Source organism: Streptomyces venezuelae (genome assembly GCF_008642295.1).
GTDB classification, from domain to species: Bacteria; Actinomycetota; Actinomycetes; order Streptomycetales; family Streptomycetaceae; genus Streptomyces; species Streptomyces venezuelae_C.
The window spans coordinates 4,747,790-4,770,811 of sequence record NZ_CP029190.1 but is presented as its reverse complement, the minus strand read 5'-3'; the positions used below and the strand labels follow the sequence as shown (position 1 = coordinate 4,770,811).

Sequence of the window (23,022 nt, the reverse complement as noted above, 5' to 3'; positions counted from 1 at the left end):
GCCTGACGGTTACTTGCCGACTTCCTTCGTCACCAGCGCGATGGCCTCGTCCACGTCGTCCGTGACGTGGAACAGGTGGAGGTCGTGCTCCGAGGCCTTGCCCTGGGCGATGACGGTGGAACGCAGCCAGTCGACCAGGCCGCTCCAGTAGGCCGTGCCGAAGAGCACGATCGGGAAGCGGGTGATCTTCTGGGTCTGGACCAGGGTGAGCGCCTCGAAGAGCTCGTCCAGCGTGCCGAGGCCGCCGGGCAGTACCACGAAGCCCTGGCTGTACTTCACGAACATCGTCTTGCGGACGAAGAAGTACCGGAAGTTCAGGCCCAGATCGACATGCTGGTTGAGGCCCTGTTCGAAGGGCAGCTCGATGCCGAGGCCGACGGAGACGCCATTGGCCTCCCGGGCCCCCTTGTTGGCCGCCTCCATGGCGCCCGGCCCACCGCCCGTAATCACCGCGAACCCCGCGTCGACCAGGGCCCGGCCGATGCGCACGCCCGCGTCGTACTCCGGCGAGTCCGCCGGGGTCCGGGCGGAGCCGAACACGCTGATGGCCGGCGGCAGCTCCGCCAGCGTCCCGAAGCCCTCGATGAACTCCGACTGGATGCGCAGTACCCGCCAGGGATCGGTGTGCACCCACTCCGACGGTCCGGCCGAGTCCAGCAGCCGCTGGTCGGTCGTACTGCCCGCCTGTACCTGGCTGCGCCTCCGCAGGACCGGACCGAGCTGCTGCTCCTCCGGCCTGCGTCGGCCGCTTACAGGATTGGCCATTGTGTGCTCCCTCCTGACGATCGTCCGGCCAGGGTAGGCGCACAAAGGTGACGGGAGGCGGAATTCAGGAGGTCAGCCAGGCGCGGAGTCGTTCTTCGCAATGCAGGATGGCCTTCGTTTCGACCCGCTCGTCGACCTTGTGGGCCAGCAGCGCATCGCCCGGCCCGTAGTTGACCGCGGGGACGCCGAGGGAGCTGAACCGGGATACGTCGGTCCAGCCGAACTTCGGCATGGCGCGGCCTCCGACCGCCTCCATGAAGGCGGCGGCGGCCGGGTGGGAGAGGCCGGGCAGGGCGCCGCCCGAGGAGTCGTCGACCACGAACTCGGCGATGTCGCAGTGCGCGAACACCTCGCGGACGTGCGCCAGGGCCTCCTCCTCGCTGCGGTCGGGGGCGTAGCGGAAGTTGACCGTCACGGTGCAGGCGTCGGGGATGACGTTGTTGGCGACGCCGCCCTCGATACGGACCGCGTTCAGGCCCTCGTGGTACTCCAGCCCGTCGATCACCGGCTTGCGCGGCTGGTAGGCGGCGAGGGTGGCGAGGATCGGTGCGGCCGAGTGGATCGCATTGGAGCCCATCCAGCTGCGGGCGGAGTGGGCGCGCTCCCCGGCGGTGCGCAGCAGCACCCGCAGGGTGCCCTGGCAGCCGCCTTCCACCTCGGCGTTGGAGGGCTCCAGCAGGACGGCGAAGTCGCCGGTGAGCCAGTCGGGGTGCGCTTCGGCGACCTTGCCGAGACCGTTGAGGTCGGCGGCGACCTCTTCCTGGTCGTAGAAGACGAAGGTCAGGTCGCGGTTGGGCGCGGGGACGGTGGCCGCGATGCGCAGCTGGACGGCGACCCCGGACTTCATGTCGGTGGTGCCGCAGCCCCAGAGCACGTCGTTCTCGTCCAGGCGGGAGGGCACGTTGTCGGCGATCGGCACGGTGTCGAGGTGGCCGGCGAGTACGACGCGCTCGGCCCGGCCGAGGTTCGTACGGGCCACGACGTTGTTGCCGTAGCGGTCCACGGTGAGGTGCGGCAGCGCGCGCAGTGCTTCCTCGACGGCGTCGGCGAGGACCTTCTCGTCGCCGCTCACGGAAGGAATGTCCACCAGCCGCGCGGTCAGCTGAGCGGCGTCCAGGGTGAGGTCGAGCTCGGATTCGGTCATGAGGCACCCTAACTCTCCGGCCTCGGGGCGCGGGGGGCGCGTCCGGGGGGCGGACGCGTCATTCGGCTCAAGTACGGTGGGCGGCGTGTCCGAGACTGCTCAGCACAGCCCGCGACCTGGCCGTCGCCGCCCGTTCCGTCTGGCGGCGGCGCTGCTCGTCCTGCTCGGGCTCGCCGGATATTTCCTGGTTCAGTACGACTCCACGGGTGGTGGGGCGCCGCGCTGCACCGTCCGGGCGGCCGATGGATTGGCCGGAGGTGAGGGCTCCTCGTACTCGATGACCCCGGAGCAGGCGGGGTATGCGGCGACGATCGCGGCCGTGGGCACCGCCAAGGGGATGCCGGAGCGGGCCGTCACGATCGCGATGGCCACGGCCATCCAGGAGTCCTCGCTGCGCAACCTCGACCACGGGGACCGGGATTCGCTGGGCCTGTTCCAGCAGCGGCCGTCGATGGGCTGGGGCACCCCGGAGCAGATCAGGGACCCGGTCTACTCGGCGGGGATCTTCTACGACCGGCTGGCCGAGGTGCCGGGGTATTCGCGGCTGCCGCTGACGGTGGCCGCGCAGAAGGTCCAGCGCAGCGGTTTCCCGCAGGCGTACGCCAAGCACGAGCCCGATGCGATCGTGCTGGCGTCGGTCCTGACCGGACGGGCGCCCGGTGCTCTGACCTGCACCGGTCCGGTTCCGCAGGGCCCGGCCGACCGGGCGCGGATCACTGCGCGGCTGGACCGGGTGTTCGGCGGCGCCAAGGCGGGCTCGGCCGCCGGGGACGAGGGCGTGCTGTCGGTGCCGGTGCCGGCTTCACCGGCCGCGGCCGGCCGGAGCGGCACGGCGGGTGGCGCGGCGGGCGGCACGGCGGGCGGCGCGGGCGGTGCCGGCGACCGGCGCGGCTGGGAGGTGGCGCACTGGGCGGTGGCCCACGCCGCGGAGCTGGGCATCGAGCGGGTGTCGTATGCGGGCCGGTCCTGGACTGCCGGGAAGAACAAGGGCGGCTGGAAGGACACCGGCGGCGCGGGGAAGCCGGCGGACGGGGATGCGCGCACGGGGAACTCCAAGGGGGACCCCCGGGCGGTCCTGATATTCCTCGCACGGTAGTGCAGGACATCCCCCGGGCGGGGAGCGGAATGCGGCAATGAAGCCGATAAAACGACCCATTGCCAGTTCTTTACCCGGGAATTCCGCAACCTCCTGACCCCTTGGAGCAGTTGTTCACGGCGTACTCAGCAAGCAAACGCTAGGAGCACGCACCATGTCCCTCCCCATGACCCGCCGGATCGCCCGTGCCGCCCTGCTGATCGCGGCCGGAGCAGCCCCCGTGGTCGGTGCGGCCGGCTCGGCGAGCGCCGCGGGCCTCGAGGCGGTCCCGGACCTGGGTTCGGTCAGCGCGCTGGACAGCGCCACCGGCCTGGTCGGCGGTGCCACCCAGCAGACCGGCGAACTGCCGACCGAGCAGCTGCCCACCGGCCAGCTGCTCGGCGGCCTGCCCGCCGACAAGCTGCCCTCCACCGACGCGCTGCCCGAGCTGCCGACCGCCGACGCGCTGCCGGTGGCCAAGACGCTGCCCGCGCTCGGCGGCTGACGCCGGCCGGCACCCAACGCCCGAGGGGGCCCGGAGCATGTGCTCCGGGCCCCCTCGGGCGTTGTGCCTGGCCGTGGCTCGGCCGTGCTCGGCGGTGCGCTCAGCCGAGGCGCTTGACCGCCGCCGCGACCCGCTCGTCGGTCGCGGTGAAGGCGACCCTGACGAACTGCGCACCCGCCTCGCCGTAGAACTCGCCCGGCGCCACCAGGATGCCCAGCTCGGCGAGGTATGCCACGGTGTCCCAGCAGGGCTCGTCCCGGGTCGCCCACAGGTACAGGCTGGCCTCGCTGTGCTCGATCCGGAAGCCGTGGGCCTCCAGCGCGGCCCGCAGGGCCGACCGGCGCGCCGCGTAGCGCTCCCGCTGCTCCGCCACATGCGCGTCGTCGCCCAGCGCGACGACCGTGGCCGCCTGCACCGGGGCCGGGGTCATCATCCCGCCGTGCTTGCGGATCTCCAGCAGCTCGCCGAGCACGGCCGGGTCGCCCGCCAGGAAGGCGGCCCGGTATCCGGCCAGGTTGGACCGCTTGGAGAGCGAGTGGACCGCGACCAGGCCCTCGTACGAGCCGCCGCACACGTCCTCGTGCAGCACGGACACCGGCTCGGCCTCCCAGCCCAGCTCCAGGTAGCACTCGTCGCTGAAGACCAGGATGTTGTGCTCCCGGGCCCAGGCCACGATCCGGATCAGCTCCTCCTTGGCGAGGACCTTCCCGGTCGGGTTGGACGGGGAGTTGAGCCACAGCAGCCTGATGCCCGCCGGGTCGAGCTCGGTCGGGTCGTCGTAGACCACGGCCTCGGCGCCGCAGAGCCGCGCTCCCACCTCGTACGTCGGGTAGGCCAGCCGCGGGTACGCGACCTTGTCCCCCGCACCGAGGCCGAGCTGGGTCGGCAGCCAGGCCACCAACTCCTTGGAGCCGACCACCGGCAGCACGTTGCGGTGGCCCACCGCCCGCGCGCCCAGGCGGCGCTCCACCCAGCCGGCGATCGCGTCGCGCAGCGCGGGGGTCCCCCACACCGTGGGATAGCCGGGAGAGTCGGAGGCGGCGACCAGGGCCTGCTGGATCAGCTCGGGAACCGGGTCGACGGGAGTGCCCACCGACAGGTCGACGATGCCGTCCGGGTGGGCGGCGGCGGTCGCCTTGAACGGCTCCAGCCTGTCCCAGGGGAACGCGGGCAGACGGGACGAAACAGCGGCCACGGTGCGTGCTCTCTTTCTCGAACGCGGTGCAAAACACCCCGGTCCGGTACGGCGGGCGCCGCCGTACCGGACCGGGGTGGGAGATCAGTGCGCCGGCGGGTTGATGCCCTCCGGCAGCGCTGCGATGAAGGGGTGGTCGCGCTCGATCAGGCCGAGCTTGGAGGCACCACCGGGCGAACCGAGCTCGTCGAAGAACTCGACGTTCGCCTTGTAGTAGTCCTTCCACTCCTCCGGGGTGTCGTCCTCGTAGAAGATCGCCTCAACCGGGCAGACCGGCTCACAGGCACCACAGTCGACGCATTCGTCCGGGTGGATGTACAAGGACCGCTGGCCCTCGTAGATGCAGTCGACGGGGCACTCTTCGATGCATGCCTTGTCCTTGACGTCGACACAAGGCTCCGCGATGACGTAGGTCACGCTCTCGTTCCTCCTCGGTAGGGCTGTCCATATCGCGCGGGAGCGCGGCGTCGTCGATGCCCACACCTAGTATCGCCGTTCCCGGCCACGATCCGAACAAGAGGGGCTAGAGAGCTGTGGAAATCACCGCTGGTGCACTGATGGAGATTCGCATTACCCCGGCTGACGTGGGTAAACGGGTGTCCGTGCGCTGTGCCGTCACGGCCCCCGGGGGCGGTGGGAAGTTCACGGACGTGGTGGGTGTTCTCGTATCGTGGACGGACGGTGTGCTGCTGATCACACGAAAGAGCGGTGAAACCGTCCGTATCGCGGAATCGTCCCTGGTCGCGGGCAAGGTGGTGCCTCCGGCACCGGCCCGTCGGCGGGGCCCCTCGGCCTCCTTCGAGGAGCTCGCGCGGGCCGCCGCCCGGGCCTGGCAGCCGCTGGAGAACGAGCCGCTGGGCGACTGGACGCTGCGGGCCTCGGCCGGATTCACCCGGCGGGCCAATTCGGTACTTCCGCTGGGCGACCCGGGGATGCCTCTGGACGAAGCACTCGCGCGGGTGACGGCCTGGTACACGGACCGGGGACTCCCCCCGTACGTACAGACGGCGACGGGGGCCGTGGGCACCCAGGAGGCGCTGTGCGCGCAGCTGGCCGAGCGCGGCTGGGTGCGCGAGGTCTCGGCGGAGGTCAGGATCGCCTCGCTCGCACCGGTCGGCGATCTGGAGGCGAATGTGTCAGGTGTGGCCCTCACCCGGGACTGCGACGAGGACTGGATGGCGCTGTACGGGCGGTCTGCGAAGGCCGCGGACCCGGCGGTGGCCCGGGCCGTCCTGTCGCCGGGACCTTCGGCAGGGCCCTCGGTGTGGTTCGCCTCGGTGCCCGGGCAGGCGATCGGACGGTGCGTGGTGGACGGCCGGTGGGCCGGCTTCGCCGCGGTGGAGGTCGCCCCGGAGCACCGGCGGCAGGGCCTGGCGACGGCGGTGATGGCGGCGCTGGCCCGGCAGGCCCTCGACGAGGGGGCCTCGGCGGCCTGGCTCCAGGTGGAGGCGGACAACGACGGGGCCCGCGGACTCTACGACGGACTGGGTTTCGCAACGCACCACGCATACCACCATTTCCGGGCGGAGGGATCGTGAGCGGCGCGTTCCGCGCGGAGTTCGCGGCGGAAGCACGGTCGGAACGCCCCGACCTGTCGCTGTTGTGCCTGTATCTGGCGGCAGAGGCCGATCCGTCCCTGGACGAACGGGCCGTGGACGAGGCCCAGATCGAACTCGACCGGCTGGCCGGACTGCTGCCGTACGGGCTGCGGAGCCCGCGGGAGTGGGCGGCGGCCCTGTCGGAACTGCTGGGCGGGCAACTGGGCTTCCACGGCACCCCGGCCGACTACGGCCGGCTGTCCTCCTCGCTGCTGCACGAGGTGCTGCGGCGGCGGCGCGGGCTGCCGATCCTGTTGTCGGTGGTCTGGCTGGAGGTGGCCCGCCGGGCCGGTGCCCCGGTGTACGGGCTGGGCCTGCCGGGGCACTTCGTGGTCGGCTTCGGGGACCCGGAGGAGCGGGTGCACGTGGACCCCTTCGCGGGCGGCGCGGCGCTCGGCGCGGGCCCCGCGGGGGTGGCGGCTGAGGCGGGGCCGCTGGAGCCGGCCCGGACCCTGGACATCGTGCTGCGCATCCTGAACAACATCCGTGCCTGGGCCGCCGCCCGGCCGGAGGAGTCGGCGGTGGCCCTGTGGTCGCTGGACCTGTCGCTGCTGCTGCCCTCGCACCCGGCTTCGCTCCGCTACGAGCGGGCACGACTGCTGGTCAACCGGGGGGAGTTCACGGCGGGCGCGGCCGAGCTCGATGCGTACGCCGAGGTCGTCTCGGCGGTGGACGCGGACGCGGCGGCCCGGCTCCGCGCGGAGGCGCTCGCGGCACGGGCCCTGCTGAACTGAGCGGGGCCCGGGGCACCGCGGCCACGGCAGGGGCCCTGCCCGGATCCCCGGGCAGGGCTCGTGTGACGGGACAGCGGGCCGGTCAGCTCGCGTTGGTCTCGATGACCCCGACCCGTTCGGCGGCGGTCTTGCCGCGCAGGGCCTTGCCGAGGGCGCCGGCCACGTCCTCCGGGGTGACCGCGGTCTTCTCGCCGTTGCCGCGCATGACCTGGACCCCGTCGAAGGTGTTCCCGTAGAGCTCCTTGAGCGCGGCGAGGTCGTACTTCTCGACCAGCTTGCCGTCCACCACCACCATGCTGAGGATCTTGGGAAGCGAGCGGGACGGGCCGAAGGGGATGGACTTGGCGCCCGCCTTGACCGTGACGTTCCCGGACATGGCGGGCTTGGCGAATTCGTTCATGGCCCGGTCGAGTTCGGCCTGGCCGACCGTCGGGGCCTTGTCCGTCACCGGGAGCTCGACGGGCGCCGACTGGCCGGTCTCCACCAGGGCGCGGTAGGCGTCGGTGACCTTGCCGATGGAGGCTTCCACGTCCAGGCTGCTGCCGGCCTTGCCGGGGACCGCGGTGACCTTGTTCGGCTCGAACTTGATCGTCGCCTCGACGGCGCTGCCGGAGGTGCCGGCCAGCTCCTGGAGGGCGACCTGGAGCTTCTCCTCGTCGACCGGGATGACCGGGGTGGCCGGGCGCTCCTGGCCGAAGAGGGAGCCGATCACGGTGACCGGGTTGTAGTCGCTGCCGGCGGCGTTGCGCACGGTGGTCTGGCTGTCCAGGGACAGCCCGGCCTTCTCGGGCTTCAGCTCGACCTGCTTGCCCCCGACGGTGAGCTGCAGCGGGGCGGCGGCCCGGTTACCGAAGGCGGTCTGCAGTTTGGCGACGGCCTCTTCGCGGGTGCCGCTGATGTCCACGCCGAGGACGGTGGTGCCCTTGGGTACGTCGGAGTGGTTGAGCAGCAGGCCCGCGCCGTAGGCGACGCCGAGCAGCACGACGATGCCGCCGCCGGCCAGGACCAGCTTGGAGCGGCCCTTCTTCTTGGCGGGGGCGGGGACGGGCTCGGAGGCCGAGGCGGCGGGGGCCGGCCGGGGCGTGGGGGTGGGGTTCGGGACCGGCCGCGGCATCGGAGCAGCCGCCGGGTGGTCGATGCGCGGCAGGGCTCCGGTGGGCGCACCGCCGTCGAACTCCGGGCCGGGCCAGCTCGGGGCGGGCCCGGGGCCGGGGAAGTCCTCGTCGGCCCGGGGAGGGCCGCTGACCGGCATGGTCCCGAAGGCGGGGCCGCCGGTGGGCCCGGCCGGGCTGCCGCCGGGGGCGGGGGCGAAGCCGTGCGGGGCGGGCCCGCCCGTGCCGTAGCCGGGGCCGGCGTCCGGGGCGAAGCCGCCGCCCGCGGGCGCGAAGCCCGGGCCGCCGGGGGCCTGGCCGGGGCCGGCGGGGCCGCCGGGGAAGTCATGGGGAGCCTGGCCACCGGGAGCGCCGGGGCGGGGGCCCGCGCCGGGCGGCCGGGAGCCGGGGGCGCCGGCACCGACACCGGGGCCACCCGGGCGGCCGGAGCCGTACGCGGCGGCCGGCGCGGGCGGCTGTGCCTGGCCCGGGGCGGAGGCCTGCGGCTGACGGGTCGGGAGTCCCGGCCGGCCCGGAGCCGGGGCGGGCGGCGCGGCGGGCGCCGGGGCGGCAGCCGGGGCCGGCGCCGGAGCAGCGGCGGCCGGCTTGCGCGGGGCGAACCAGTTGCTGGTCTCCGGCTCGGCCGGGGCGGGCGCCGGAGCCGGGGCGGGCTCCGGTGCGGCCTCGGCAGGCTCGACCGGATCTCCGGCCTCCGCTTCGGCCACCGGCTTGCGTACGACCACCGGCGGAATCGGCCGGGAACCCGGAATGTTGATCCGGATCCGGGTCGTCAGCGTGGTCTCGGTCTTCGGCCCGTCGGAGTCGCCGGCGGGCGTGGACGGCTTGGAAGTCACAGTGTTCCCCTCCGGGGCGTTCGCCGGGTACTGGCGTGATCCGTACGGCGGCGTACCCGACGGGTATGCGGCTCCACCGGACCCGTGGGGCCCGGAGGACGAACTGTCAGTTTCACGGCTCAAGGCAGGTTCTCCCGGTTGGCTCCGCCGCCCGTCATACCGTGCGCGGGCAGCTCGGCGGCCCGTCCACCATACTGGCCGCCGCCGCGCCGCAACCTACGGGCGGACCCGGCAGGGTTGTCCGCCGGGTTGCGGGAGGGGCGCACCGGGGCGGTTCACACGCTCCGGCGCACCTCATACGACTGCCCCGAACGGCACGTCACTTGCCGGGCCGGGCGGCCGAAACCGGCCCCTCCACCGGTCCCCGCATCGTGGCGCAGATCACAGCGGCCACCGCCCCACCCAAAAGGTAGGCATACATACCGATTCCGGCCGAGCTGAGCAGGAAGTCGCCTTCCGGGCGCGGGACACTGAGCACCACATAGGCGAGGAACCAGCCGGTGGCCGCCGCACCGACGCCGAGGCCCCCGCCGAGGGCCAGCCGGCCCCCCAGGAAGACCCCGAACAGGGCCAGCAGGGCGAGCAGCAGGCCGCCGGGGAACCACAGGTCGACCACCAGCCAGCCGGCCGCACCGGTGACCGCGCCGGCCACCACGAGGGCCAGCAGGGCGGCGATCCGGCCGGGGGTGAAGGTGCCGGTCATCGTGCCGCCTCCTCGACCCCGGCGAACAGGTCGCGTTCGCGCTCGCCGGCCGGGGCTCCGGAGCGGCCCTGGACCAACTCGTAGTACTCGCGCTCGAAGAGTGGCTGCGCCAGGTCGTTGGAGAGGGCGAAGAACGGGCCGTCGACGGCGATCTGGGTGGCATGGGCGCGCATCGCCGCCGCCTTGGCCGCCTCGTACGCGCCGTCGCGGTCGTCGGAGATCTCCGCGGTGATCCGGGCGTCCTCGACCACCCCGGGCACGTCCTCGGGGGTGGCGATGCCGGGGAACGGCGAGGCGGCACCGGCGGCGTGGAGCTTGGCGAAGCCCTCCTCGACCACCGAGCGCGGCACCCGGTTCCAGTAGATCTTCCCGATGGTGTGCGGCGCGCCGAGTCCGGGCCGGAACTCCGGCTCCGCGGCCAGCACGGCGGCGCGCATGGCCACCCGGTGGGCCTGGATGTGGTCGGGGTGGCCGTATCCGCCGTTCGGGTCGTATGTCACCAGGACCTGCGGACGGATCCGCCGGATCACCTCCACGAGGTACCCGGCGGCCTCGTCGAGGTCGGCGGACCAGAAGGCGCCCGGACGGTGGTTCTGCTCCACGCCCATCATCCCGGAGTCGCGGTAGCGGCCGGGCCCGCCGAGGAAGCCGTGGTCGGACACCCCGAGCTCGGCCATCGCCGCGGCGAGCTCGCCCACCCGGTGGCGGCCCAGCGTGTCCTCCTGACCGGCCGCCAGATGGGCGAGCTCGGGCGGAATGACCTCGCCCTCCTCGCCGAGCGTGCAGGTCACCAGGGCGACATGGGCACCCTCGGCCGCGTACTTGGCCATGGTGACGCCGTTGTTGATCGACTCGTCGTCCGGGTGCGCGTGCACCAGGAGCAGACGACGGGCGGGAAGACCGTTCATACGCCCAGCGTAGGGGGTGTCCTCACAGCTTCAGTCCGCTGATCATGCCGGCCACGTTGGTGGTGAGCTGGTCCAGGGTCGGAGCCATCGACGAGCTCGCCAGATAGAAGCCGAGCAGCGTGCAGACCACAGCGTGTCCCGGCTTGAGTCCCGACTTGCGGACCAGCAGGAAGACGACGACTGCCAGCAGCACCACGGCCGAGATCGAGAGTGCCACGGCGGTTCACCTCCACGTCGGACGGACACAGGTAAGTGCACACGACGGAGTCATACCCACCGCGCGCTACGGATCATAACTATCCGTGCCAGCGCATCGATCGAATTCCGGCAGCACGAGGGGCGCACGCCGCGCATGCGGCGGAGCACGCGGGCACCGGCCGGGGATGACTCGCGCCCTCCCCGACCGGTTTTACGGCACCCGCACGGACCGTACCGGGTCAGCGTCCCCGGGGCACGTATCGGCACCGATACTGTCAAGTTGCCCCCGTGTTAACGAAGTTCGGGTCCCGGCCCGGCAGACGGTGGCGGAGCCCCGCCCTCCGGCGGGACCACCTGCTTCTCCGCCGCGAAATGGCAGGCGGAGGCATGCGCGGCCGGGCCGCCGGTGTCGCGGAAGGCCTCGGGGACGGCCAGCAGCGGGACCTCGGCCGCACAGCGGGGCTGCGCCTTCCAGCAGCGGGTGCGGAAGCGGCAGCCGGAGGGCGGATGGGCCGGGGAGGGGACGTCCCCGGAGAGGATGATCCGCTCCCGGCGGGCGCGCGCCTGAGGGTCGGGGACCGGAACGGCCGAGAGCAGCGCCTGGGTGTAGGGGTGGGTGGGGTGGGCGTAGATCTCGGTGTCGGTGCCGAGCTCCACGATCCGCCCGAGGTACATCACCCCGACCCGGTCGGAGATGTGACGGACGATCGAGAGGTCGTGCGCGATGAACACGTAGGAGAGCCGGAACTCGGACTGCAGGCGTTCCAGCAGGTTGACCACCTGGGCCTGGACGGAGACGTCCAGGGCGGAGACCGGCTCGTCGGCGACGATGATCTCGGGCCGGAGGGCGAGGCCCCGGGCGATGCCGATGCGCTGCCGCTGGCCTCCGGAGAACTGGTGCGGATAGCGGTTGATGTACTCCGGGTTGAGGCCGACCACGTCGAGGAGTTCCTGCACCTTCCGGCGCCGGTCGCCCTTGGGGGCCGCCTCGGGGTGGATCTCGTACGGCTCGCCGATGATGTCGCCGACCGTCATCCGGGGGTTCAGGGAGGTGTACGGGTCCTGGAAGACCATCTGGATGTTCCGGCGGACGGCGCGCAGGGCCTTGCCGGACAGCCGGGTGACGTCCTCGCCCTTGTACGCGATCGAGCCCGCGGTCGGGCGTTCCAGGTGGACCAGCATCCTGGCGACGGTGGACTTGCCGCAGCCGGATTCGCCGACGATGCCCAGGGTTTCGCCGGCGCCGAGGGTGAAGTCGACCCCGTCGACCGCCTTGACCGCGCCGACGTGCTTCTTGAAGAGGACGCCCCGGGTGAGCGGGTAGTGCTTGACCAGGCCGCGGACTTCCAGGATGGCTTCGGTCTCAGGCATGGAGGCACTCCTTCCAGAAGTGGCAGGCGCTCGACCTGGGCACCGGGGACTCGGTGACCGGGTACAGCGGCGGGAGGTCTGTACGGCAGCGGTCGCGGGCCATCGGGCAGCGCGGGTTGAAGGCGCAGCCGGGCGGGATGGCCAGCAGGTTGGGCGGCAGTCCCTTGATCGCGTAGAGCTCCTGGCCCTTCTGGTCCAGGCGCGGGATGGAGTCGAGCAGGCCGCGGGTGTACGGGTGGGCCGGGGCGGCGTAGATCTGGTGGACGGGGGCCGATTCGACGATCCGGCCGGCGTACATGACGGCGATCCGGTCGGCCACGTCGGCGACCACCCCGAGGTCGTGGGTGATCAGGATCAGGCCCATCCGGAGTTCCCGCTGGAGCTCGGCGAGCAGGTCCATGACCTGGGCCTGGACGGTGACGTCGAGGGCGGTGGTGGGCTCGTCGGCGATGATCAGCGAGGGTTCCAGGGCCAGCGCCATCGCAATCATGATGCGTTGGCGCATGCCCCCGGAGAACTGGTGGGGGTAGTCGCCGACCCGCTGTTTCGCAGCCGGGATGCCGACCCGGTCCATCAGTTCCACGGCCTTGAGCCTGGCGTCCCTGCGGGAGGTGCCGCGGTGGACCTCGAACATCTCACCGAGCTGTTTGCCCACCGAGAGCACCGGGTTGAGGGAGGACAGGGCGTCCTGGAAGATCATCGCCATTTCGGCGCCGCGGATCTTCCGGCGTTCCTCATCCTTGAGCTTGAGCAGGTTCTGGCCCTTGAAGAGGATCTCGCCGCCGGTGATCCGGCCGGGCGGGCTGTCCAGGATGCCCATCACGGCCTGTGCGGTGACCGATTTGCCGGAGCCCGATTCGCCGAGCACGGCCAGGGTCTCGCCGGCGTCCACCGCGTAGTCGACCCCGTTGACGGCCTTGGCGACCCCGTCCCGCGTGGTGAATTCCACCTGGAGGTCGCGGACTTCGAGCAGCATGTGCGGGGCTCCTCAGCGCAGCTTGGGGTCGAGGGCGTCGCGCACCGCGTCGCCGAGCATGATGAACGCCAGCACGGTCACACTGAGCGCTCCGGCGGGCCAGAGCAGCATGTGCGGGGCGTTGCGGATCTGCGGGGCGGCGTTGGAGATGTCGATGCCCCAGGAGACGGTGGGCGGGCGCAGGCCCACGCCGAGGAAGGACAGGGTGGCTTCCAGGGCGATGTACGTGCCCAGGGCGATGGTGGCGACCACGATGACCGGGGCGACGGCGTTGGGGGCGACGTGCCGCAGCAGCATCCGGCCGTTGCCGGCGCCGAGGGCCCGGGCGGCCTGCACGTAGTCGTTCTGTTTGGCGGTGATGACGGAGCCGCGGGCGATACGGGCGATCTGGGGCCAGCCGAGCAGCACGATGAAGCCGACCACCGGCCAGACGGTGGTGCTGGTGACCACGGACAGGAAGACCAGGCCGCCGAGGACGACGGGGATGCCGAAGAAGATGTCGGCGACCCGGGAGAGCAGGGCATCGCTCCAACTGCCGAAGAAGCCGGCCAGGCCGCCGAGCAGGGAGCCGAGCAGGGCGGCGCCGACGGTGGCGCAGATGCCCACGGTGATGGAGGCGCGGGCGCCGTAGACGGTGCGGGTGTAGACGTCGCAGCCCTGGGTGTCGTAGCCGAAGGGGTGGCCGGGGGCGGAGCCCTGCTGTGATTTGGACAGGTCGCACTGGAGGGGGTCGCCGGAGGCGATGGCCTGCGGCCAGATCGAGATGAAGACCAGGAACAGGATCAGCAGGGCGGAGATGACGAAGACCGGGTTCCGGCGGAGCTGGTGCCAGGCGTCGGACCAGAGCGAGCGGGCCTTGTCCTGGGGGCGGCCGACCCGCCCTGCGGCGGTGCGCAGCCGTCCGTTCCGCCGGGCCGCTCCCGGGGTCCGCTCCAGGCTCTCGGCCTCGTCCAGTGCGAGGTCCATGGGCCCGCCCGCTCCGGTGGGTGCGACGGCCTCGCGGGGGCGGGGGCCCACCGGATCGTAGCCGGGGCCTTCGGGGTGCTCGGGCTCAGGCATACCGGATCCTCGGGTCCAGGACCGCGTAGAGCAGGTCGACGAGCAGGTTGGCCAGCAGGAAGACGATGACGAGGATGGTCACGAAGCCGACGACGGTGGGGGCGTTGTTGCGGAGGATGCCCTGGTAGAGCTGGTAGCCGACGCCGTGGATGTTGAAGATGCGCTCGGTGACGATGGCCCCGCCCATCAGGGCGCCGATGTCGGTGCCGATGAAGGTGACCACCGGGATCAGCGAGTTCCGGAGCAGGTGCCGGGTGACGACGCGGCGGCGCGGCAGTCCTTTGGCGACGGCGGTGCGGACGTAGTCGGCCTTGGCGTTCTCGGCGATGGAGGTGCGGGAGAGCCGGGTGACGTAGGCGAGGGAGACCAGGGCGAGGACGATGCCGGGCAGGATCAGTTCGCTCAAGGGGGCGTCCGCGGAGACGGTGGGCCGGACCCAGCCCCACTGCACGCCGAAGAGGTACTGGAGCAGGTAGCCGGTGACGAAGGTGGGGACCGAGATCACCACCAGGGTGAGGACCAGCACGCTGCTGTCGATGGCCTTGCCGCGGCGCAGTCCGCTGATCACCCCGAGGGTGATGCCGACGACGATCTCGATCACGATGGCCACGCAGGTCAGCCGGAGGGTGACCGGGAAGGCGGAGGCCATCAGCTCGGTGACCGACTGCCCGTTGAAGGCGGTGCCGAAGTCGCCCTGGAAGATCTGCCCCATGTAGTGGAGGTACTGCTTCCAGAGGGGCTGATCGAGGTAGAGGTCCTTGCGGATGCGCGCCGCGGTGGCGGGGTCGGGGGCCTTGTCCCCGAAGAGCGCCGCCACCGGGTCGCCCAGCGCGTACACCATGAAGAAGATCAGGAAGGTGCTGCCGATGAACACCGGGATCATCTGGAGCAGCCGCCGGATCACATAACGTCCCATGAATGCTCCGGGGTGTGCGGGGGGAGAGCGCTCAGTTGACCTTGATCCGGTCGTAGACGGGGACGCTGAACTGGTTCAGCTCGACGTTCGAGAGCCGCTCCGCGTAGCCGGCGCTGCCGTTCTGGTACCAGAGCGGGATCGAGGGCATCTGCTCGGCGAGGATCTTCTCGGAGTCCTGGAAGGTGCCGATGGCCCGGGCGGTGTCGGAGTCGCGGTTGGCCTCGTCGACCAGCCGGTCGAAGTCCGGGTCGGAGAACTTCCCGTAGTTGGAGGAGGCGCCGGTGTAGTACAGCGGCTCCAGGAAGTTCTGGATCAGCGGGTAGTCGCCCTGCCAGCCGGAGCGGAACGGGCCGGTCAGTTTGAAGGCGGTGGTCTGGTTGCGGAAGTCCGCGAAGGTCCCGATCGGGTTGACCGTGCAGACCGGGCCCCTGCCGAGCGCGTTGTTGATGCTGTTGCAGACGGCGTCCATCCAGGTGCGGTGCGAGCCGGTGTCCACGTTCGAGGTGAGAGTCATCTTCCCGCCGGGCAGGCCGCCGCCCGCCTCGATGAGCTGTTTGGCGGCGGCGGGGTCGTAGGTGCACAGCTCCCCGCACATGTCCTTGAAGCCGCCCTTCTCGCCGAGGGCGGAGGAGGTCCAGTCCTTGGCGGGGCTGCGGGTGCCCTGGAAGATCTGCTTGGTGATCTCCTCGCGGTTGATGGCGCGGGAGATGCCCTGGCGGACCTTCTCCATGCCGGGCTTGTTCCACGCCGGGACGTACAGCGGGAAGGTGAGAGTCTGGATGATCAGGGCGGGCTGGTTGATGTACCGGTCGCCGAGGTCGTTCTTGACGTTCTTCAGCTGCTGCGCCGGCACGTCGTCGACCAGGTCGAGGTTGCCGGAGATCAGGTCGGTGTAGGCGGTGTTGTTGTCGGTGTACACCTTGAGGTCCACCCCGCTGTTCTGCGCCTTGTCCGGGCCGGGGTACCCCTCCCAGGCGCGCAGCTGCATGCCGGTTCCCTTGGTGTACGACTCCACCGTGTACGGGCCGTTGCCGACGGGCTTGTCCAGCCAGCCGGCGTGATCGGTGAAGAAGGACTTCGGCAGCGGGGAGAAGGCCTGGTAGCCGAGGGTCTCGGGCCAGGTGGAGAACTTCTCCTTCAGGGCGACCGTGAAGGTCTTGGGGTCCTTGACCACCAGGCCGGACATGGTCTTCGTCCTGGGGTCGCCGGAGGCCGGGTGCAGGTCGTCGTAGCCGACGATGTCGGAGAAGAAGGGCGCGTTGTTCTGTTTGTTCCGGACGTCGGCCGCATAGTTCCAGGCGTCCACGAAGGACTGGGCGGTGACGGCCTCTCCGTTGCTGAACGTCCAGCCGTCCTTGAGGGTGACGGTGAAGTTCTGGCTGTCGGTGGTCTCGATCTTCTCGGCGACCATGTCCTGGGCCTCGCCGGTCTTCGGGTCGTACCGCTTCAGACCCCGGAAGAGCATGTCGAGCACCTTGCCGCCCTGCACCTCATTGGTGTTGGCGGGCTCCAGGGGGTTCTGCGGGTCGCCCCAGGAGGAACTGACGATCCCGGCGCCGGCTCCGCTGTCGCTGCCGCCGCCGCAGGCCGTCGCCGCGAGGGCGACGGCCACTGCACCTGCGGCCCACTTGGCGTGGGTGGCTCCGCGCATCGAGTGCCTCCTTGGCTCACGCATCCCAATGGGAGCCAATGTCACCCCATGGCGGCGGCCCTGCACTCCAGGTGGGCCCGATTGCACCCGTGCGCCACCCGGCTGTCACTCCTGGGGGTGCAGCGGGAGCTCCCAGGTGTTCACCCCGTAGTGCGTGCGCATGCCGTGCGCCTCGTAGAGGGCGAGGGCGCCGGTGGCGTTCAGGGTGTCCACGCCGAGGCCCACTGTGTCCCGGCCGCGGCCGGCGTAGACGGCGAAGCCGTGGCGCAGCAGGTGCCCGCCGATGCCCCGGCCGCGGAAGCCCTTGACGACGCCGATGTGGCTGAGCCAGGCCATGCTGGTCCGGTCGTCCCGGGTGAGGACCACGCCGACGTCGCCCTCGCCGGGCAGCGAGGCGATCCACACCAGGGACCAGTCGAGGCTGCGGAAGGAGTAGTGGTCCAGCCAGACCTCGTAGTCGCGGTGCACATGGCCGAAGTGCTCGGCGAAGGAGTCCTCGATCAGGGCGTGGGCACGGCGCCGGTCGGCCTCGTCGGTGCCGCAGTGGCGCAGGGTCAGCCCGGCGGGCGGCTCGGGCGGCAGGTCGGCGGCCGGGTCGAGGCCGCGGACCAGCACCTGGTAGCGGCGTACGACCTGCCAGCCGTGGCCCGCCAGCAGGCCGGTGTCCAGGGTGGGCTGCACATTGAGCTGGAGCCGGAGCGAGCCGGGGGTGCCGCCGGCCATGACCTGTGCGCGGGCCTCCATCAGCTCCAGCAGGCGCAGGCCGGCGGCCTGGTGGTCGGGCAGTACGTAGTGGTCGCACTCGACCCGGCCGGGTGCGCCGGCGGGCCAGACCATGCCGTAGGCGACCAGCTCGCCGCCGTCGTGGGCGAGCCAGGAGTCGGTGGCGAGGTCCACGTCGGGATGGCCGAGGTCGGCCTCCACCTCGTGCAGGTCGGTCTCCGGGCGGCCGATCTCGATGGTGTCGATGGCGTTGAGCAGGGCACAGATGTCCCCCGCGTCGCCGGGCCCCGCGGGCCGGACAGTCAGCATCCGTCCACTGTGGCGGGACGGGACGGACCGGGACAACCGAATAAAACGCCGACGGGCCCCACAGCTCCGCTGCGGGGCCCGTCGGCGTGTCGTCCGGGGACGGCGGGTCAGCTCTCGTTGCCCTCCAGGGCGACGAGCGCCGGGTCGAGGACGATGTCCTCGCCGTGCTTCTCGGTGGTCGGGTCCTCCGGGAAGTGGCAGGCCGTCAGGTGGCCCGCCTTGCTGCCGGCGATCTGCACCAGCGGCGGCTCCTGGGAGGCACAGATGTCCTGCGCCTTCCAGCAGCGGGTGCGGAAGCGGCAGCCGGACGGCGGCATGATCGGCGAGGGGACGTCGCCGGAGAGGCGGATCCGCTCGCGCTGGTCCTGGTCCGGGTCGGCCTCCGGCACGGCGGAGAGCAGTGCGTGCGTGTACGGGTGGCGCGGCCGGTTGTACAGCGAGTCGCGGTCGGCGATCTCCATGATCTTGCCGAGGTACATGACCGCGACGCGCTCGGAGAAGTGCCGGACGATCGACAGGTCGTGCGCGATGAACACGAACGCGATGCCGAGGTCCCGCTGGAGCTTCTGGAGCAGGTTGATGACCTGCGCCTGGATGGAGACGTCGAGGGCCGAGACGGGCTCGTCCGCGATGATCAGCTTCGGCTCCAGGGCGAGCGCGCGGGCGACGCCGATGCGCTGGCGCTGGCCGCCCGAGAACTCGTGCGGGAAGCGGTTGTAGTGCTCCGGGTTGAGGCCCACGGTCTCCAGGAGCTCGCGGACCCGCTTCTCCCGGCCGCCGGGCGGGTTGATCCCGTTGATCTCCATCGGGCCGGAGATGATCGTGCCGACCGTCTGCCTCGGGTTGAGGGAGGCGTACGGGTCCTGGAAGATCATCTGGATTTCGGACCGCACCGGCGCCAGCTGCTTGCGCGAGGCGTGGGTGATGTCCTGGCCCTTGTACGTGATCTTGCCGCCGGTGGGCTCCAGCAGGCGGGTCAGCAGCCGGCCGGTGGTCGACTTGCCGCAGCCGGACTCGCCGACGAGGCCCAGGCTCTCGCCCGGGGCGATGTCGAAGGAGAGGCCGTCGACGGCCTGGACCGCACCGACCTTCCGCTTGATCGGGAAACCGCCCATGATCGGGAAGTGCTTGGTCAGCCCTTCCACGGTCATCAGCGGCACGGCGGCCCGGTCCCGCTGCGCGGGGACGGTGTCCTCGGCAGCCTTGGTGGTGATGTTCTCGCTCATGGTCTCAGCCTCAGTCGCCGGTCCGTCAGCCCAGCCGGGGCTGGATGGTCTGGAAGAAAGCCTGCCGCTTCTGCTCCTCCGTCAGGTGGCAGGCAGCCGCCCGTCCGTCGGCGAGCAGCGGACGCTCGGAGGTGCACCGGCTGCCGGACACCAGGTCCACGTGGGCGCACCGGGCGTTGAAGGCGCAGCCGGGCGGCGGGTTGAGCAGGCTCGGCGGCGAACCCGGGATCGGGGTCAGCGGCTCGTTGACGTCGGAGGTCAGGCTCGGCATCGACTTCAGCAGGCCCACGGTGTACGGGTGCGAGGGCTCCTTGAGCACCTCGCGGACGGTACCGCGCTCCACGGCCCGGCCCGCGTACATCACGAGCACGTCGTCGGCCATGTTGGCGACGACACCGAGGTCGTGGGTGATCATGATGATCGCGGAGCCGAACTCCTGCTGGAGGTCCTTGAGCAGGTCGAGGATCTGCGCCTGGACGGTCACGTCGAGCGCCGTGGTGGGCTCGTCCGCGATCAGCAGCTCCGGGTTGCAGACCAGCGACATGGCGATCATGGCGCGCTGGCGCATACCGCCGGAGAACTGGTGCGGGTAGTCGTCCACCCGGCGCTTGGGGTCGGGGATGCCGACCTTGCCGAGCATCTCGATGGCCCGGGCCCGGGCCTCCTTCTTGCTCGCGCCGGTGTGCTTGCGGAACGGCTCGGAGATCTGCCGGCCCACCGTGTAGTACGGCGAGAGCGCGGTGAGCGCGTCCTGGAAGATCATGGCCATCTTGTCGCCGCGGAGCTTCTCGAGCTCCTTGTCCGACGCATCGGTCAGCTCCTGGCCGTCGAGGCGGATGGAGCCGGTGATGTCGGTCGTACGGCGGTTGTGCAGGCCCAGGATGGTCAGGTTGGTCACCGACTTGCCGGAGCCCGACTCGCCGACGATGCCCAGGGTCTGGCCGCGCTGGAGATCGAAGGACAGGCCGTCGACCGCCTTGACGATGCCGTCCTCGGTGGAGAACCGGACTCTCAGGTCGCGCACCGACAGGAAGGCGTCCGACCCGGTCGGAGCCGGCACGTCCTCGGTCTTGGTGAGTGTGGTCACGGTCGTTCTCCTAGGACAGACGCACGCGCGGGTCGATGACGGCGTACAGCGCGTCCACAATGATGTTGAAGAAGAGGATGAGCGCGGCGCTGAACACCATGACGCCCATCGTCATCGGCAGGTCCTTGTCCACGACCGAGTCCACGGCCAGACGGCCGATGCCGGCCAGACCGAAGGTGAACTCGGTGACCACCGCGCCGCCGAGCAGGGCGCCGAGGTCGATGCCGAGGATGGTCACGATCGGGATGAGCGAGCCGCGCCAGGCGTAGCGGAAGAAGACGTAGCGGTTGCTCATGCCCTTGGCACGGGCCGCCCGGACGTGCTCCTCCTGGAGCTGTTCGATCATCGTCGAGCGGGCCATACGCGTGTAGTTGGCCGTGAAGATGACGGACATGACCATCCACGGGATCAGCAGGCCCATGAACCAGCCGCCGAAGCTCTCCGAGAACGGCACGTACTTGGGCTTCTCCAGCCAGCCGGTGCTGTAGACGAAGATGCCGAGGACCACCGGGCCCAGGAAGTAGATCTGGAGCGAGGACAGGACCAGCGAGGCGCTGGTGACGACCTTGTCGATCCAGGTGCCCTTGCGGGCGGCGGCGATCATGCCGAGGCCGAGGCCGACGATCAGGAAGACGATCAGGCCGCCGATGGAGAGCGAGATGGTCAGCGGGAGACGGTCCAGGAGGGTGTCCCAGATCATCTGCTGGTTGTTGAAGGAAACACCGAAGCATGGGGCGTCGCATCGGCCGACGGAGAAGTCACGTCCGGCGAAGATGCCGACGATGTAGTCCCAGAACTGCACCGGAACGGGCTTGTCGAGGCCCATGTTCTTGTGGATCACCGCGAGGGCGTCCGGGGTGCAGTTCTTGCCACAGGCCAGCAGAGCCGGGTCCTGCGGGATGGCGAAGAACATGAAGAAGGTGAATGCGCTGATCAGGAAGAGGATCAGCACTGCGCCGAACGTCCGGCGAAGAAGGAATTGAAGCATGGCGGGTCGCTGCTCTCAGGACGGCGGCGTGAGGGGTCGTTGGGAGAGGACCGGCGCCCCGGGGGATGCGCAGACCGCCGTCTGCACAGCCCCCGGGGCTTCGGCCTGAGAGTGTTAGCTCTTCAGGAACACGCGGGTGATGTCGATCGCGCTCAGGTCGTTCGAGTAGCGCGCGCCACCGACGTTCGAGCCCTGGATCTGCAGCGACTTGGTGAAGTACAGCGGAGCAGCCGGGTTGATGCGCTCCACGATGTCGTGGTGCAGCGCGGTCCAGGCCTTCTGGGCCTCGGCCGGGTCGACGATCTTCTTGATGCGAGCGATCTCGTCGTTGACCTTCGGGTCGTTGATGTGCGAGTAGACCGAAGAACCGTCCTGCAGCTGCTTGCCGTCGTACAGCGGCGGGATGACGGTGGAGGCGGAGGACCAGTCCTGGCCCCAACCGGTCATGTAGAGGTCCAGACCGTTGTTGACCTTGCCGACCTGCTCGTACCAGGTGGCGCCGTCGATTTCCTTCTTCTGGACGTCGATGCCGATTTCCTTCAGCCGGTCCGCGATGACCACGGCCTGCTTCTGGCGCTTCGGGGTGTTGGCGTAGGCGTACGTGAGCTTCAGGCCCTCGGCGCCGGCCTCCTTGATGAGCTTCTTGGCGGCCTCGATGTCACCCTGCGGCTTCTTCGCCTTGCCGAAGGGGTCGTAGTCCTTCTCGAAGCCCGGAACCGTCGGGGCGATCAGGCCGGTCGCGACCTCACCGCCGTAGGCACCGCCGTCGGGCTGGAAGACGGCCTGGTTCGGCATCGCCAGGGCGATGGCGTCACGGACCCTCTTGTCCTTCATCCGGTCAAGGTTGAAGTTCAGCTGCCAGACGTAGGGCTGGTAGCCGGAGATCGTACGAGCCTTGGCCGCGGCGTCGTTGACGACGTTCGGGACCTGGGTCGTGGCGACCGTGCCGGTCATCTGGATCATGTTCTTGGCGTCGTCACGGTCGGCCAGGATCGCCTTGGTCTGCGCCTCGTCGTCCTGGTTGAACGTGATGTTGAAGCCGTCGACGTACTGGTGACGGACCGAGTCGGTCTTCGGGTCCCAGTTCTCGTTCTTGACGAGCTTCATTTCCTTGCCGGGCTTGAAGTCGGCGATCTTGTACGGGCCGACGGCAACCGGAGCGGTGTCGTACTTCTCCTTGGTGTCGCCCTTGGCGGGCACCACGGAGTAACCGGTCATCGCAAGGGCCTGCGGCAGGTCGACCTGCGGCTCCTTGAACTTGAAGATGACGGTCTTCTCGTCCGGGGTCTCCAGGACGTCGTTCGGCAGGTGCTGACCGTTGTACGGGCCCTCCGGGAGCGCCTTGCGGTACTCGGTGCCGGCGCCGGACAGCCAGTTCTGGAGGTAGACCGGGCCGTCGGTGACGAACGGCGTGTAGAGGCGCTCGACCGTGTGACGAATGTCGGCAGAGGTGATGACGTTGCCGTTCTGGTCCTTCACGCCGTCCTTCAGCGTGTAGGTCCAGGTCTTGCCGCCATCGGTGGTCTTGCCGGAGTCGGTGGCGATGTCACCGACGACGGTGAGCTTGCCGCTCGCGTCCTCCTGGTACTGGGTCAGGCCGCGGTGCAGCAGCCGGCCCAGGAGACGGGCGTCGGAGACGTAGCTCTGGGCCGGGTCCAGGTGGGAGAAGTCGTCCGTCTGGTAAACGGAGATGGTGCCGCCGGGGCGGGCACCCTCAACCGGGGCGGCCGGGCCCGTGGACGCCTTGGCGTCGCCGAGGACAACGGCGGCGGACTGCTTGGCCGCGTCGTCCTTGGTCTTGCCCTTGTCCTTGGAACCGGAGTTGTTGTTGTTGCCACCGCAGGCGGTGAGGGCAAGCGAGCCCGCCGCAACAGCGACGACGATCGCGCGCGCCTTGCGCGTGCCGAAGATGCTCATGGTGATGAGTACCTATCTGTCAGTAGTGA

22 protein-coding genes are annotated in these 23,022 nt (G+C 70.6%); 4 read left to right on the top strand and 18 right to left on the bottom strand.

The genetic code is table 11. The annotated features are described in order from the left end of the window. Window positions 1–9: 9 nt before the first annotated feature. Window positions 10–765: a TIGR00730 family Rossman fold protein gene (locus DEJ50_RS21430; RefSeq protein WP_150209568.1), complete on the bottom strand. Its 756-nt coding sequence runs from the start codon at window positions 763–765 to the stop codon at window positions 10–12. A 64-nt stretch (window positions 766–829) separates the two neighbouring features. Next, window positions 830–1,909 (bottom strand): succinyl-diaminopimelate desuccinylase, encoded by a 1,080-nt coding sequence (gene dapE / locus DEJ50_RS21425; protein ID WP_150209567.1) that lies wholly within the window; start codon window positions 1,907–1,909, stop codon window positions 830–832. A 76-nt stretch (window positions 1,910–1,985) separates the two neighbouring features. Between dapE and DEJ50_RS21420 the strand changes: the two genes are divergently transcribed. Both DEJ50_RS21420 and DEJ50_RS21415 read left to right on the top strand, forming a co-directional pair. After that, entirely contained in the window at window positions 1,986–3,005 is a 1,020-nt protein-coding gene (locus tag DEJ50_RS21420; RefSeq protein ID WP_223837861.1) for a hypothetical protein, read from the top strand. Window positions 3,006–3,159: 154 nt separating this feature from the next. Continuing rightward, window positions 3,160–3,489, top strand: a complete 330-nt coding sequence (locus DEJ50_RS21415) for an ATP-binding protein (RefSeq protein WP_150209566.1) — start codon at window positions 3,160–3,162, stop codon at window positions 3,487–3,489. Window positions 3,490–3,589: 100 nt separating this feature from the next. Here the strand turns inward: DEJ50_RS21415 and DEJ50_RS21410 are convergent, their stop codons facing one another. Further along, the gene (locus tag DEJ50_RS21410) at window positions 3,590–4,684 is read right to left on the bottom strand and encodes a bifunctional succinyldiaminopimelate transaminase/glutamate-prephenate aminotransferase (RefSeq protein WP_150209565.1); all 1,095 of its coding nucleotides are present in this window, start codon (window positions 4,682–4,684) and stop codon (window positions 3,590–3,592) included. 84 nt (window positions 4,685–4,768) lie between these two features. Next, window positions 4,769–5,101: a ferredoxin gene (gene fdxA / locus DEJ50_RS21405; RefSeq protein WP_150209564.1), complete on the bottom strand. Its 333-nt coding sequence runs from the start codon at window positions 5,099–5,101 to the stop codon at window positions 4,769–4,771. A 116-nt stretch (window positions 5,102–5,217) separates the two neighbouring features. Here fdxA and DEJ50_RS21400 point away from each other — a divergent pair, with 116 nt between their 5' ends. Continuing rightward, window positions 5,218–6,222 (top strand): GNAT family N-acetyltransferase, encoded by a 1,005-nt coding sequence (locus DEJ50_RS21400; protein WP_150209563.1) that lies wholly within the window; start codon window positions 5,218–5,220, stop codon window positions 6,220–6,222. After that, window positions 6,219–7,016, top strand: coding sequence for a transglutaminase-like domain-containing protein (locus tag DEJ50_RS21395; protein WP_223837860.1), 798 nt, complete (start codon window positions 6,219–6,221; stop codon window positions 7,014–7,016). Before DEJ50_RS21400 ends, DEJ50_RS21395 begins: the two co-directional genes overlap by 4 nt. Window positions 7,017–7,098: 82 nt before the next feature. Here DEJ50_RS21395 and DEJ50_RS21390 read toward each other — a convergent pair whose 3' ends face one another. From DEJ50_RS21390 to DEJ50_RS21325, 14 genes are all read right to left on the bottom strand, one after another. Beyond that, window positions 7,099–8,961: a peptidoglycan binding domain-containing protein gene (locus DEJ50_RS21390; protein ID WP_317852556.1), complete on the bottom strand. Its 1,863-nt coding sequence runs from the start codon at window positions 8,959–8,961 to the stop codon at window positions 7,099–7,101. Between the two features lie 319 nt (window positions 8,962–9,280). Continuing rightward, entirely contained in the window at window positions 9,281–9,664 is a 384-nt protein-coding gene (locus tag DEJ50_RS21385; protein ID WP_150209561.1) for a DUF6113 family protein, read from the bottom strand. After that, complete coding sequence (gene mshB / locus DEJ50_RS21380) at window positions 9,661–10,572, bottom strand: N-acetyl-1-D-myo-inositol-2-amino-2-deoxy-alpha-D-glucopyranoside deacetylase (RefSeq protein ID WP_150209560.1); 912 nt, start codon at window positions 10,570–10,572, stop codon at window positions 9,661–9,663. The genes DEJ50_RS21385 and mshB overlap by 4 nt, the downstream gene beginning before the upstream one ends. A 22-nt stretch (window positions 10,573–10,594) precedes the next feature. After that, window positions 10,595–10,789: a hypothetical protein gene (locus DEJ50_RS21375; protein WP_150209559.1), complete on the bottom strand. Its 195-nt coding sequence runs from the start codon at window positions 10,787–10,789 to the stop codon at window positions 10,595–10,597. 272 nt (window positions 10,790–11,061) lie between these two features. Then, on the bottom strand, window positions 11,062–12,141 hold the full coding sequence (locus DEJ50_RS21370) for an ABC transporter ATP-binding protein (protein ID WP_150209558.1): 1,080 nt from the start codon (window positions 12,139–12,141) through the stop codon (window positions 11,062–11,064). Further along, a complete protein-coding gene (locus tag DEJ50_RS21365; RefSeq protein ID WP_150209557.1) occupies window positions 12,134–13,117 on the bottom strand; it encodes an ABC transporter ATP-binding protein in 984 nt (327 codons plus the stop codon). Before DEJ50_RS21365 ends, DEJ50_RS21370 begins: the two co-directional genes overlap by 8 nt. Before the next feature lie 12 nt (window positions 13,118–13,129). After that, the gene (locus tag DEJ50_RS21360; RefSeq protein WP_150209556.1) at window positions 13,130–14,176 is read right to left on the bottom strand and encodes an ABC transporter permease; all 1,047 of its coding nucleotides are present in this window, start codon (window positions 14,174–14,176) and stop codon (window positions 13,130–13,132) included. Continuing rightward, window positions 14,169–15,092 (bottom strand): ABC transporter permease, encoded by a 924-nt coding sequence (locus tag DEJ50_RS21355; protein WP_150209555.1) that lies wholly within the window; start codon window positions 15,090–15,092, stop codon window positions 14,169–14,171. Before DEJ50_RS21355 ends, DEJ50_RS21360 begins: the two co-directional genes overlap by 8 nt. Window positions 15,093–15,123: 31 nt before the next feature. Continuing rightward, a complete protein-coding gene (locus DEJ50_RS21350) occupies window positions 15,124–16,743 on the bottom strand; it encodes an ABC transporter substrate-binding protein (protein ID WP_150209554.1) in 1,620 nt (539 codons plus the stop codon). 105 nt (window positions 16,744–16,848) lie between these two features. After that, the gene (locus tag DEJ50_RS21345; RefSeq protein WP_150209553.1) at window positions 16,849–17,775 is read right to left on the bottom strand and encodes a GNAT family N-acetyltransferase; all 927 of its coding nucleotides are present in this window, start codon (window positions 17,773–17,775) and stop codon (window positions 16,849–16,851) included. A 107-nt stretch (window positions 17,776–17,882) separates the two neighbouring features. Further along, entirely contained in the window at window positions 17,883–19,001 is a 1,119-nt protein-coding gene (locus tag DEJ50_RS21340) for an ABC transporter ATP-binding protein (protein WP_150209552.1), read from the bottom strand. A 25-nt stretch (window positions 19,002–19,026) separates the two neighbouring features. Beyond that, on the bottom strand, window positions 19,027–20,088 hold the full coding sequence (locus DEJ50_RS21335; RefSeq protein ID WP_150209551.1) for an ABC transporter ATP-binding protein: 1,062 nt from the start codon (window positions 20,086–20,088) through the stop codon (window positions 19,027–19,029). A gap of 10 nt (window positions 20,089–20,098) precedes the next feature. Continuing rightward, window positions 20,099–21,076 carry an ABC transporter permease gene (locus DEJ50_RS21330; RefSeq protein ID WP_150209550.1) on the bottom strand — a complete coding sequence of 326 codons (978 nt, stop codon included), beginning with the start codon at window positions 21,074–21,076 and terminating at the stop codon, window positions 20,099–20,101. Between the two features lie 114 nt (window positions 21,077–21,190). Next, the gene (locus tag DEJ50_RS21325) at window positions 21,191–22,993 is read right to left on the bottom strand and encodes an ABC transporter substrate-binding protein (protein WP_150209549.1); all 1,803 of its coding nucleotides are present in this window, start codon (window positions 22,991–22,993) and stop codon (window positions 21,191–21,193) included. Window positions 22,994–23,022: the final 29 nt, after the last annotated feature.

Bases quoted from the DNA above. Each gene is read 5' to 3' on its own strand.
- DEJ50_RS21355 (WP_150209555.1), bottom strand. From the start codon at position 15,092: ATGGGACGTTATGTGATCCGGCGGCTGCTCCAGATGATCCCGGTGTTC.
- DEJ50_RS21330 (WP_150209550.1), bottom strand. From the start codon at position 21,076: ATGCTTCAATTCCTTCTTCGCCGGACGTTCGGCGCAGTGCTGATCCTC.
- DEJ50_RS21325 (WP_150209549.1), bottom strand. From the start codon at position 22,993: ATGAGCATCTTCGGCACGCGCAAGGCGCGCGCGATCGTCGTCGCTGTT.
- DEJ50_RS21350 (WP_150209554.1), bottom strand. From the start codon at position 16,743: ATGCGCGGAGCCACCCACGCCAAGTGGGCCGCAGGTGCAGTGGCCGTC.
- mshB (WP_150209560.1), bottom strand. From the start codon at position 10,572: ATGAACGGTCTTCCCGCCCGTCGTCTGCTCCTGGTGCACGCGCACCCG.
- DEJ50_RS21370 (WP_150209558.1), bottom strand. From the start codon at position 12,141: ATGCCTGAGACCGAAGCCATCCTGGAAGTCCGCGGCCTGGTCAAGCAC.
- dapE (WP_150209567.1), bottom strand. From the start codon at position 1,909: ATGACCGAATCCGAGCTCGACCTCACCCTGGACGCCGCTCAGCTGACC.
- DEJ50_RS21345 (WP_150209553.1), bottom strand. From the start codon at position 17,775: ATGCTGACTGTCCGGCCCGCGGGGCCCGGCGACGCGGGGGACATCTGT.
- DEJ50_RS21360 (WP_150209556.1), bottom strand. From the start codon at position 14,176: ATGCCTGAGCCCGAGCACCCCGAAGGCCCCGGCTACGATCCGGTGGGC.
- DEJ50_RS21430 (WP_150209568.1), bottom strand. From the start codon at position 765: ATGGCCAATCCTGTAAGCGGCCGACGCAGGCCGGAGGAGCAGCAGCTC.
- DEJ50_RS21385 (WP_150209561.1), bottom strand. From the start codon at position 9,664: ATGACCGGCACCTTCACCCCCGGCCGGATCGCCGCCCTGCTGGCCCTC.
- DEJ50_RS21340 (WP_150209552.1), bottom strand. From the start codon at position 19,001: ATGAGCGAGAACATCACCACCAAGGCTGCCGAGGACACCGTCCCCGCG.
- DEJ50_RS21415 (WP_150209566.1), top strand. From the start codon at position 3,160: ATGTCCCTCCCCATGACCCGCCGGATCGCCCGTGCCGCCCTGCTGATC.
- DEJ50_RS21365 (WP_150209557.1), bottom strand. From the start codon at position 13,117: ATGCTGCTCGAAGTCCGCGACCTCCAGGTGGAATTCACCACGCGGGAC.